This is a genomic window from Propionicimonas sp. (genome assembly GCF_047606205.1).
Lineage (GTDB): Bacteria > Actinomycetota > Actinomycetes > Propionibacteriales > Propionibacteriaceae > Propionicimonas.
The window spans coordinates 1-11,299 of sequence record NZ_JASGES010000220.1 but is presented as its reverse complement, the minus strand read 5'-3'; the positions used below and the strand labels follow the sequence as shown (position 1 = coordinate 11,299).

The following is an 11,299-nucleotide window of genomic DNA, read 5'->3' as shown; positions in this document are numbered from 1 at the left end:
GCCAGGGTCCCGGGCTCGTCACGCGGGCCACCCTACTGGGCGGGCGCGGCCTCCAGCGGGGCGGAGGGGCAGCCACGGGCCGGCAGGCCGGCCGCGTCGTAGCGGAGCAGCCGCCGCCGCTCGAGGAACCAGGCGATCGCGATCGGCAGCAGCGCTCCGACCCACGCGAGTGGAGCGGCCAGGCACGCCCCGAGGAAGCCGATGCGTTCGACCAGGAACAACCCGACCAGGCTGCGCACCCCGAGCTCGGCGAAGCCGGCGATGGTGGGCACGGTGGTGGCGCCCAGCCCCTGGATGGTGTTCCGCAGCAGGAACACCATCGCGAGCACGGCGTACAGGGCGCTGTTGACGATCAGGTACTGGTGCGCCATGCCGACGACCCGGTCCTGGCCCGGACCGACGAAGAGTTCGACGATCCGCGTCCCCGCCAGCCAGATCACGACGCCGAGCACGAGCGCCAGGCCGGCGGCGACGATGCTGATCCGGAACACGCCCACCCGGATCCGCCACCACTGCCCGGCGCCGCGGTTCTGGGCGACATAGGTGGTCATCGCCACGCCGACGGACGCCAGCGGTGCGACGGCCACCTGGTCCACCCGCATCGCCGCGGTGAAGGCCGCGACCGCGTCCGCACCGAGGGTGTTGATGCCGTACTGGAGGACCACGGCGCCGATCGCGATCACCGACATCTGGAAGCCCATGGTCAGGCCGGTGCCGGCCGACTCGGACAGGTTCGAGCGCTGCACCCGCCAGTCCCGGCTGCGCAGCCGGAGTTCCGGCATCCGGCGGGCGATCAGGACCAGGCAGAGCACCACGGACGTCGCCTGGGCGACGATGGTCGCCGCCGCCGCCCCGCCGATACCGAGGTGGAGTCCCGCGATGAACACCACGACGAGGGTCGCGTTCAGCACACAGGCCACGACGAGGAAGATCAGCGGCGTCCTGCTGTCGCCGAGAGCGCGGATGATCGCGCTGAGGAAGTTGAAGGCCACCGTGGCCGCCGCTCCGCTGAACAGGACGGTGAGGAAGGTGGTCGCGTCGCCGAGGAGTTCCGGGGGCGTCCCCATCAGGACCAGCAGGGGGTGCGCGCCGATCGTGCCAATGGCCACGATCGCGGCGGCGACAGCCAGGCTGATCAGGGCACCGGCCGCGACCGATCGGCGCATCGCCGGCAGGTCGCCGGCCCCGTACGCCCGCGCGACGGGGATCGCGAGGCCGGCGGAGGCGCCGATCGCGAAGCCGAACAGCAGGAACTGCAGGCTGCCGGAGGCGCCCACGGCGGCGAGCGCGTCGACACCGAGCATGCGCCCGACGACGATGGCGTCGGTCACGGCGTACAGCTGCTGGAAGACGTTGCCCACCAGCAGCGGCACCGTGAACACGACGATCTGGCGGACCGGTGGTCCGATGGTCAGGTTCTTGGTCATGCAGGCGTTTCGTGGAGTCGGGAACGGATCACGCAATCGGACGGACGGATCGCGTTCTCCCCCGGTCTGCCTCTTGGTTCGTGTGAAACGTTATCAACGGCGGACGTCCGGCGTCGAGCCGAACGGCCGTCCGAGCCTCACCGCCGCGGAATGCGCCTCGCCTCGGCGAGCCACTCGGTGTCGAAGGCGAGATCGAGCTTCTCCAGCCGGGCGATGTCGGCGGCGACCTCCTCGCGGAGCTGGCGGGCGTCCTCGCTGCCGTCGTCCCGTTGGTTCAGCTCCCGCCACAGGCCGGTCAACTCGACGATCAACGCACGGTTGGTCTCGATCGCCCGCACCCGCACCTGCGCGACCTGCTCCCTCAGCTGCCCGACGTCGCCGCCCTCTTCGTCCATGACTTCAGCCTAGGCCAGGGCCGGCCCGCGTGCCGTCCCTGGCGGCACACTGGCGCGGCTCCCCGGATACGGGTTCACTGGTTGCCAGCGTGGCCGTCCCCGACGAAGGAGCACCATGTCAGACAGCATCCTGCTCGACATCACCGGCGGGCTCGCACGCATCACGCTGAACCGGCCCGCCTCCCTCAACGCGGTCGACTCCGCGATGGCCGGACGCTGGCGCGAGGTCGCCCGGCAGGTGGTGGCGGATCCGTCGGTCGGCGCGGTGCTGGTGGACGCGGCGGGGACCGCCTTCTGCGCGGGCGGCGACGTGGTGCACATGGCGCGTTCCGGCGAGGGTGGTCCGGCGGTCGCCCGGCTGGCCGAGGTGATCAACGAGGGCATCGGTGCGCTGGTCGGGTCGGACAGGCCGGTCGTGGCAGCGGTCCAGGGCGCCGTCGCCGGAGGCGGCCTGGGACTGATGCTCACCGCCGACTACATCGTGGCGTCCGCGTCGGCCCGGTTCGTGTCGAAGTACGCCGACATCGGGCTGACCCCGGACCTGGGCACCTCCACGCTGCTGTCCCGCGCGATCGGCGAACGGCGTGCGCTGCAACTGCTCCTGTCGGACCGCGCGCTGGACGCGGGCACCGCCCTGGACTGGGGCCTGGTCACCGAGGTGGTGGCGCCAGCGGACGTGGCCGCGCGCGCCGGGCAGGTGGCGCGCTCCTGGCTGGACAACGCGACCGGCGCCTTCGGGCAGGCGAAGCGTCTCGTGCGCGCGGGCGCGTCCCGTCCGTTCGCGGAGAGCCTCGCCGACGAGGCGGCCACCATCGGCAGGGCGTTCGACACCGACGACGCCCGCGCCAGGGTGGCAGCCTTCGCGGCCGGCTCGGGGCGGCGCTGAGGATGGCCACCCTTGCCGGCAGGTCCCTGCTGATCTCGGGCGGGAGCAGGGGGATCGGGCTGGCGATCGCGCTGCGGGCAGCCCGCGACGGGGCGAACATCACCCTGCTGGCCAAGACCGACGCCCCGCACCCCCGGCTCGAGGGGACGGTGCACACCGCGGCCGAGGCGATCGTCGCCGCCGGCGGCCGCGCGCTCGCCGTGGTCGGTGACGTCCGCAACGACGACGACATCGACCGCGCCGTGGCCGCAGCGGTGGGCGCCTTCGGGGGAATCGACGTCGTGGTGAACAACGCGTCGGTGATCGACCTGTCCGCCACGACGGAGCTGACCGGGAAGCGCTATGACCTGATGCAGGATGTGAACGTGCGGGGCACCTTCATGCTGTCGCGGGCGGCCCTCCCGTGGCTGCGCAGGGCGGAGAACCCGCACATCCTGTCGCTGTCGCCGCCGCTCAACCTGCGGCCGGCCTGGCTGGGCGCGTTCCCCGGCTACATGCTCGCCAAGTACGGGATGACGCTGGCCACCCTCGGGCTCGCCGCGGAGAACGCGAGCGACGGGATCGCGGCCAACACGCTGTGGCCGCGCACGACCGTCGCGACCGCCGCCGTCCGCCATGCTCTCGGCGGAGAGGAGATGATGCGGGCCAGCCGCACGCCGGCGGTCTACGCCGACGCCGCGCACGTGGTGCTCTGCCGGCCGAGCCGGGAGCTCACCGGAGCGTCCCTGATCGTCGAGGACGTCCTGCGCGGTGCGGGCGTCACCGACTTCTCCGGCTACGCCGCCGTCCCCGGAACCCCGGACGAGGCCCTGCAACCGGACATCTTCCTCGACTGAACCCCGGGGTTCCGCCTCTGCGGGGTGGGCGCGCAAGGCGCGGCTCTGCCACCCGGATCGCGCCGGGCGGCGACGGGCGACCCGGATCACCGCTCAGGGCCGAGGAGGCTCCCGGCCGGGGTTCGGTCGTGGCGCGACGGCGGGATCCACGCCGCCGCGTCGGCCGGCCACCCCACCACGATCCGGTCGCCGGTGCTGGCCTCGCTCGGACCGGCCGTCCGCATCGAGCCCGTCGCGGGCCCCGGGCCCCCCGGGACGCGTCCGGCGGCCGGATCGGTCATCCCGACCCGGCCTGCCGCGCAGGCCGGGAGGCCGCGGTGCTGTACGCGTCCGCCTGCATGGTGTACAGGTCGGCGTAGTAGCCGGCTCCGGCGAGGAGTTGGTCGTGACGGCCGACGGCGTCGACGCGTCCGTTGCGGAGGACCAGGACGAGGTCGGCGTTGCGGACGCTGGAGAGCCGGTGGGTGACGTAGAAGGCGATCGCTCCGCTCCGGCGGGCGTAGTCGGCGGCGGCGCGCTCGTAGGCCTCGACCATCGCGATCTCTGCTTCCGGGTCGAGGGAGTGGCCCGGTTCGTCGAGGGTCAGGAGCAGGGGCCGCTCGTGCATCAAGGCCCTGGCCAGGCCGACGGACTGCCATTGTCCGCCGGAGAGTTCTCGTCCGGCCCGGTAACGGGTGCCCAGCACGGTGCCGAGACCGCCGACGGCCTCCACCAGTCCGTCGGCGCGGGCGCGTCCGACGGCGGCGTGGACGGCGTCGCTGTCGTCGATGTTCTCGATCTCCCCGACGCCGATGGACTCCTTGGCGGTGAAATCGAGGTGCGTGAAGTCCTGGAACAGTGCGGTGGAGCGGGCGTGCCAGGCCTCGGGCCGAAGGTCGGCGAGGTCGATCCCGTCGATGGCGATCGTGCCGGCTGTGGGCTGGTACAGCCCCTGAAGCAGCTTGATCAGGGTCGACTTGCCCGCGCCGTTCTCGCCGACCACCGCGACCGCGCTGCCGGCCGGGATGCGCAGGTTGAGATCGGCGAGGGCGGGATCGCGCGCGTCGGGGTAGGTGTAGGTCAGCCGGTTCAGCTCGATGCCGCCACTCAGGCCGTGCTCGGGTGGCATGGCCAGACCGGTGGCCGATGGCAGGGTGGCGGCGAGACTGAGGATGCGGTCGACACCGGCGGAGGCCTGAGTGACGGTGTTGAGTTGGGCGATCGCGTTCGCGACCTGGCCGCCGACCTGGGTGGTGAGGGCGAGCACCATGACGACATCGCCGGTGGACGCCTGCCCGATGCCCGCCAGGTGGGCCGACCATCCGATCGCCGCGACCAGGGCGATCGCGAACGGGAGCTGGCCGGCGGCACGTCGCGCGAGGTAGCCGGCGTAGCCGCGACGCATGGTGCGGGCGTAGTCGAGCTGGGCCCGGTCGTGGATGGTCACCAGCCGTCGGTGGCCGGCCCCCAGGCGGGTCTCCTTGACCTGGGTGGCGATCGTGGTCGCGTCCCTGGCCTGTCGGACCCGTCGGGCAGGACCGGCCGCCTGTTCGCGGGCCCGCTGGAGGGGCGCCTCGGCGCGGCTGGTCACGATCACCGGCAGGGTCGCCGCGGCGGGCAGGAGCAGCAGCCACGGGCTGACCGAGGCGAGCAGGACGCAGGTGAACAGCAGTTGCAGGGCGACGGTGGCCAGCAGGATCGTGGCCTCGACGGTGGAGCGGATCCGGGCGATGTCGGCGCGGGCCAGGTCGATCCCGTCGGCCACCTCGGGGCGTTCGACGGCTTCGAGCGGCTGGTTGTGATGGATCGCTCCGGCGACCATCAGGTTCAGTTCGATCTCGACCAGCTCGCCGAGCTCGAAGTACCACAGGTGGCCGAAGTGGCTGAGCATCAACTGGGCGACCAGGCAGCCGGCCACGACGAAGGCGAGCAGCCCGAGCGGCCCGGGCGGGCCGCCGGCCAGTGCCTGGTCGGTGAGCGTCCGGACGCCGAGCGCCACCCCGGGCTGGGCGAGGGTGCCGAGCAGCACCAGTCCGGCCCCGATGATCAGCCGTCGCCGGTCGGTGCGCCAGGCCAGGCCGATCACGACCGGGATGGCGCGCAGCGAGGCGTGCTTCGTCACAGCCCGTACCTCGCTGCCTGGGCGGTGAACATCCGGGCGTAGGTGCCGCCGGCGGCCAGGAGCTCGTCGTGGCTGCCCCGCTCGGTGATGACACCACCGTCGAGGACGGCGATCCGATCGGCTCGTCGGACAGAGGAGAAGCGGTGCGAGATCACCAGTGTGGTCACACCTTCGGTGAGTTCCAGGAACTGCCGGTAGAACTCGGCCTCCCCGCGCGCGTCCAGCTGGGAGGTGGGCTCGTCCATCACCAGCAGCCGGGCACCGGTTCGCACCGCATACAGCGCCCGTGCCAGAGCCAGCCGTTGCCACTGCCCACCCGACAGCTCCGTCCCCCCGGGCAACAGCCGCGACAACGGCGTGTCCAGCCCGCGCTCCAGCCGGGCCACCACCGGCGCGAGGCCGACCTGCTCCAGGCACGCCACCACGACCTGGTCGTCGACACTGTTCCTGGCCGACTGCATGACCACGTTCTCCCGCAGGCTCAGCTGGTAGGTCAGGTAGTCCTGGAACAGCACCGCGATCCCGCCCTGCCAGACCCGACCAGCTGTCGACGCCAGCGGCGCACCGTCCACCCGCACCTCACCGGTGTCCGGGCTGTAGTAGCCGGCCAGCAGCTTCACCAGCGTCGACTTTCCCGCCCCGTTCACCCCGACCAGCGCGGTCGACGTTCCCGCGGGCAGGTCCAGGTCCACCCCGGCCAGGACGTCCAGCCCCGGCAGGTAGCCGAACCGGACACCGTCCACCCGCACCGCGGCCGGAGCCGACGGGGGAACGGCTGGGGACGCAGGCAGCGGTGCCCGCGGCTCGACAGCGAGAGTGTCAGCGACGGCGCGCAGTGAATCCCACGGCGCCAGCCCGTACAGCATGCGGATGTCGCTCTCGGGGAACATCACGCCGAACAGCACGCACACCACACAGGCCTGGATCAGCACGGTCAGCTGGCCGGCCGACACCGGGCCCTGCCCCGACAGGTGTGCCACACCCAGCCAGAGCAGCAGCCCGCCCAGCGCCAGCGAGACCACCGAGTAGCCCACGAACCGCCAGCCCAGCACCGTCCGGCGCGCGTACCACAGCGGAGCGAGGTGTCGGCGGGCCTCCCACCGGTATCGCTGCGCCAGCCATCCGTGCAGACGCAGCTTGCGCACCTCGCGGGCCAGCAGCGGATCGGTCGCCAACTCCCGCAGATAGGACATCCGCCGCCGGTTCGGCGCCCGGCGCCGGTTCACCGTCGACCACACCGACAACGCGAACGTCTGGCCCAGCCGGTTCACCAGGGCGATCACCAGCCCCAGCAGACCGACCCACCAGCCGGCGACCCAACCCAGAAGTCCCACGCTCGCCGCCAGGGTCACGTAACGGGAGACCAGCGCCAGGGCTCCGCCCGTCGCCTCACCCGGCGTGTCCCAGCGACTCGACAAAGACTCCGACACGTCCCGCACCCGGGACACCACCAGATCGTCCTCCAGAGCCCGCAACCCGCTGCGGTCGCAGGTCTCGACCAGCGCCGACGACACCCGTGCGTCCACCCGCTGCGAGACCTCCGCCGACGCCCATACCTGCGCCGGCGCCAGCCCCTGCTGCAGCACCAGCCCCACTCCGCACAGGAGCAGGGCGAAGGCAAGGCCCTCCCCGGACCGGGTCGCCGCGTCGACCGCGAGGCCCATGCCCCACAGCACCGCAGGAACGGCCAGGCCCGCCACCACGTGCAGCATCACCACACCGGCGAGCAGCCAGGCGGGCACCCATCCCAGAAACGTGCGGTACTGGACGAACGAGTGCCACCGACGCCTCAGCACCGTCCGCACAGGAGGCCTCCCGCCCCAGGAATCCACACTGATCGACCCGGTCGACACCCTACGACAGGACCGCCCCGGGCGGGCCTCAGTTGACGCGGCACGTCCCTGTGACACCGCGGGTGGATGAGATCATGCTGTGCACTGGCGGAAACGCGATGGAAACGTTGCGCCGCTAGCCTCAGCGCCATCACCTTTCACACCATGTTTCCGAAGGGAACCCAGATGGCTCTGCCTGACCTGACCCCGCCATCCCGGACCCGCCTGACGCGCGTGCTCAGTGTGGTGGCGGCCGCCACCGCTGCGTCCTTTGCGCTCGTGGGCTGCGGCGGCACTCCGGCTGAAACCAGCTCCGCCCCGGCCGCCAGCAGCGCCTCCCCCGCCTCCTACGGCGAGATCAGCGTCCAGTACTCGTGGATCAAGAACGAGGAGTTCGCCGGCGAGTTCTACGCCTATGACAAGGGGTACTACGACGAGGCCGGGTTCACAGCCGTGAACGGTGTGTCCGGGCCGGACACCGGGGTCGCCAAGCTGCTCAGCGGTACCGTGCAGGTCGCGCTCAGCGACGCCGCCTCGGTCGGTGCCGCGATCGCCGAGCAGGACGCCCCACTGAAGATCATCGGCGCCACCTTCCAGAAGAACCCCTTCACGATCCTGTCGCTGAAGGACGGCGCGAACATCACCACCCCGCAGGATCTGGTCGGCAAGAAGATCGGCGTGCAGGACTCCAACGCCAGCGTCTTCAAGGCCATTCTCGCCGCGAACGGCATCTCCGAGGACCAGGTGACCGTCGTCCCGGTCGACTTCGACCCGACGCCGCTCATGAAGGGCGAGGTCGACGGCTTCATGGCCTACCTGACCAATGAGGCGCTCACCGTCAAGCTCGCCGGCTACGACATCACGAACCTGCCTTACGCCGAGAACGGGGTTCCCTACGTCGCGGAGACCTTCTCGGTCACCGACGAGTACCTGGCAGGCAACCGGGACTTGCTCAAGGCATTCCTGATCGCCGAGATCAAGGGCTGGACCGACACCTTCAAGAACCCGGTCGACGACACGGTGACCCTGATCAAGAAGCACTACGACGAGGCGGCCTCTGCCGGCGGCACCGAATCCGGCTTCGGCACCCTCGACCCCGAGAAGACCAAGCTGGGGCTGGAGGCCGAGCAGGCGCTGATCTCCACCGACGAGACCAAGGCCAACGGTCTCTTCACGATCTCCGACGAGCTCAAGCAGCAGACCACCGCCTCGCTGGCTGCGGCAGGTTGGGACGTGAGCGTCGAAGACCTCTTCGACACCACGATCATCGACGAGATCTACGCCGAGAACCCCGACCTCAAGAACTACCTGCCCGCGTGACCGAAGCGATGACGGACGCCGGTGCCCAGCTGAGCCTGGGCACCGGCGTCCAGATCTCCGGGCTGGGCAAGACTTTCCGGGTAGCCGGCGGCCGCTCTGTCGTCGCCCTCCAGGACACCGACCTCCACACCGACCGGGGCTCCTTCACCGCTCTGCTCGGCCCCTCCGGCTGCGGCAAGTCGACGATCCTGCGCATCCTGGCGGGCCTCGAACACCCGACCTCCGGGACCGCCCTGGTTGACGGCAAGTCACCCGACGAGTTGCGCTCGGTCAGCGAGCTGGGCATCGCCTTCCAGGACCACGCCCTGCTGCCCTGGCGCAGCGTCTGGAAGAACATCCAGCTGCCTTTCGAGGTCGCCGGACGCAAGCCCGACCGCAACTATGTCGAGGAGCTGATCGCCCTGGTCGGGCTCGGTGGCTTCGAGCACGCCAAGCCTGCCCAGCTCTCCGGCGGGATGCGGCAGCGCGTCTCGATCGCCCGGGCCCTCACGCTCAAGCCGTCGGTCCTGCTGCTCGACGAACCCTTCGGTGCGCTGGACGACATGACCCGGCAGAACCTCAACCTCGAGCTGCTGCGGATCTGGACGGAGAAGCCGGCGACCACCCTGCTGGTCACCCACGGCATCTCCGAGGCGATCTTTCTGGCAGACCGGGTGGCCGTGATGTCCCCGCGCCCGGGACGGATCAAGGAGATCATCGACGTGACGCTGCCGCGTCCCCGGACCCCCGACATGATGCGCACCCCCGAGTTCCACGAGCTCGCCGACCGCGCTTCCGAACTGCTCTTCGGGGCGGACGGGCGAGCCGAGGCGGAGGCCTGAGTGGCCAGGGGAATGCCGCGCTGGCTCGCCGCGGCGCTCGGGGGGGTCGCCCTTGTGTTCGCCTGGTGGCTGCTCTCGGTCACCGCTTTCCGACCGCCGCAGGGCACAGACTTCACGCCCGTTCCCTCACCGGCGGCCGTCATCGACTGGCTCTTCGTACAGGGCAACATCGTGGGCGCCTGGGGAGTGTTCTCCCCCACCATCACCGAGGCCGCGATCGGCTTCGCCTGGGGCAACGGGCTCGCGCTCCTGCTGGCAGCTGTGGTGCTGCTGGTGCCGAAGGCGGAGACCGTCATCACCCAGATCGCGGTGGTGAGCTATTGCCTGCCGCTGGTTGCGGTGGGCGGTATCTCGATCGTCGTGCTCGGCGGCGCCAAGCAGCCGGGCGCCCCGTCCGCCACGGCCATCTTCCTGGCGGCGCTGTCGGTGTTCTTCACGACCGTCGTCGGCGCCCTGCTCGGCTTCCGGTCGGCCGACGAGCGCAGCCTCGACGTGGTTCGGGTCTACGGCGGCACGCGTTGGACCGAGCTGGTGAAGGTACGGCTCGTGGCGGCGCTGCCGTCCATCCTGAACGCTCTGCAGATCGCCGTCCCGACAGCCTTCCTCGGCGCGGTGCTCGGTGAGTACATGGGCGCGACCGACCGCAGCGTCGGCATCACCCTCGTGCGACTGCAGGGCCAGCTCGAGTCTGCGGGGGTCTGGGCTGTCTTCCTGCTGTGCGCGATCGTCGCGCTGGCCGGCTATGCCGTCGTTGGCGTCCTCGCCCGCCTGGTCACGCCTTGGGTCTCCGGCAGGGGCCGCGCATGACCAGCACGATCGCTGATCTCCCGGAGGTCCTGCGCGCCGACCGCACCAGGTCCGCGCTGCGCTCGCTTGGGGTCTCCCTGCTCAATGCCCTGCTCACCATCGTCGTGGTGCTCCTGCTGTGGCAGGCCACGATCAGCTTCAGCGGTATCTCGTCCTATGTCGGCAAGGGCCCGCTGGACGTCTACGACTACTTGTTCGTCGATGCCGCCGGGGTGACCAAGCCCGAGCGACTTGCCGCGGCACACCGCGCCGCGCTGAGCTCACTTCTCGCCGACACCCTGGCCGACGCCGCCCTCGGTTTCGCGGTGGGCATGGTGATCGCAACCGTCCTGGCCGTACTCTTCAGCCTCTCGCGCTCCGTCGAGGCAGCCGTGATGCCATTGGCACTGCTGCTGCGCACCGTCCCGCTGGTGTCGATCGCACCGGTGATCCTGCTCATCACCGGACGCGCTACCGCCGCGTCGGTGGCGGTGATCGGCAGCATCGTCGTGCTCTTCCCGGCCCTGGCGTCGGTGCTGTTCGGGCTGAGCCGGGCGAACCCCGAGAGCCTCGATGTCGTCGCCGTCTACGGCGGCAGCCACCTCACCCAGCTGCTCAAGGTCAGCATCCCGGGCGCCCTGCCGTCGCTGTTCGCGGCGGCTCGGGTATCTGTCCCCGGGGCTGTCACCGGAGCCCTGCTGGCCGAGTGGCTCTCCACCGGCCAGGGAATCGGGGGATCGATCGTGAAGTTCACCGCGTCCGCCCGCTTCGACGACCTGTGGGCCTCGGTCGCGATCATCACCCTCCTCACCCTGCTGCTGTACAACCTCGTGCAGATCGTCGAGAACGTGGTGCTCGCCCGGATGGGCATGAACGCCGGCCTCGACTAGGGTGC

10 protein-coding genes are annotated in these 11,299 nt (G+C 70.9%); 6 read left to right on the top strand and 4 right to left on the bottom strand.

The features are described 5' to 3' along the window. Positions 1-32: 32 nt before the first annotated feature. Together QM633_RS13705 and QM633_RS13700 are read right to left on the bottom strand one after the other, a co-directional pair. On the bottom strand, positions 33-1,427 hold the full coding sequence (locus QM633_RS13705) for an MATE family efflux transporter (protein ID WP_415154321.1): 1,395 nt from the start codon (positions 1,425-1,427) through the stop codon (positions 33-35). 137 nt (positions 1,428-1,564) lie between these two features. Next, positions 1,565-1,822: a hypothetical protein gene (locus QM633_RS13700; RefSeq protein WP_415154320.1), complete on the bottom strand. Its 258-nt coding sequence runs from the start codon at positions 1,820-1,822 to the stop codon at positions 1,565-1,567. 115 nt (positions 1,823-1,937) lie between these two features. On the opposite strand from QM633_RS13700, the gene QM633_RS13695 reads away from it, so the two are divergent. Both QM633_RS13695 and QM633_RS13690 read left to right on the top strand, forming a co-directional pair. Beyond that, positions 1,938-2,708, top strand: a complete 771-nt coding sequence (locus QM633_RS13695; RefSeq protein WP_415154319.1) for an enoyl-CoA hydratase/isomerase family protein — start codon at positions 1,938-1,940, stop codon at positions 2,706-2,708. 2 nt (positions 2,709-2,710) lie between these two features. Then, positions 2,711-3,544, top strand: a complete 834-nt coding sequence (locus QM633_RS13690) for an SDR family oxidoreductase (RefSeq protein WP_415154318.1) — start codon at positions 2,711-2,713, stop codon at positions 3,542-3,544. 277 nt (positions 3,545-3,821) lie between these two features. Here QM633_RS13690 and QM633_RS13685 read toward each other — a convergent pair whose 3' ends face one another. Both QM633_RS13685 and QM633_RS13680 read right to left on the bottom strand, forming a co-directional pair. After that, a complete protein-coding gene (locus QM633_RS13685; protein ID WP_415154317.1) occupies positions 3,822-5,645 on the bottom strand; it encodes an ABC transporter ATP-binding protein in 1,824 nt (607 codons plus the stop codon). Further along, on the bottom strand, positions 5,642-7,450 hold the full coding sequence (locus tag QM633_RS13680) for an ABC transporter ATP-binding protein (RefSeq protein ID WP_415154316.1): 1,809 nt from the start codon (positions 7,448-7,450) through the stop codon (positions 5,642-5,644). Before QM633_RS13680 ends, QM633_RS13685 begins: the two co-directional genes overlap by 4 nt. Before the next feature lie 213 nt (positions 7,451-7,663). On the opposite strand from QM633_RS13680, the gene QM633_RS13675 reads away from it, so the two are divergent. From QM633_RS13675 to QM633_RS13660, 4 genes are read left to right on the top strand one after another with little or no spacing between them, the layout of a single operon-like run. Further along, a complete protein-coding gene (locus tag QM633_RS13675; protein ID WP_415154315.1) occupies positions 7,664-8,797 on the top strand; it encodes an ABC transporter substrate-binding protein in 1,134 nt (377 codons plus the stop codon). Continuing rightward, complete coding sequence (locus QM633_RS13670; RefSeq protein WP_415154314.1) at positions 8,794-9,618, top strand: ABC transporter ATP-binding protein; 825 nt, start codon at positions 8,794-8,796, stop codon at positions 9,616-9,618. Before QM633_RS13675 ends, QM633_RS13670 begins: the two co-directional genes overlap by 4 nt. Further along, the gene (locus QM633_RS13665; protein ID WP_415154313.1) at positions 9,619-10,425 is read left to right on the top strand and encodes an ABC transporter permease; all 807 of its coding nucleotides are present in this window, start codon (positions 9,619-9,621) and stop codon (positions 10,423-10,425) included. Further along, the gene (locus tag QM633_RS13660; RefSeq protein WP_415154312.1) at positions 10,422-11,294 is read left to right on the top strand and encodes an ABC transporter permease; all 873 of its coding nucleotides are present in this window, start codon (positions 10,422-10,424) and stop codon (positions 11,292-11,294) included. The genes QM633_RS13665 and QM633_RS13660 overlap by 4 nt, the downstream gene beginning before the upstream one ends. Positions 11,295-11,299: the final 5 nt, after the last annotated feature.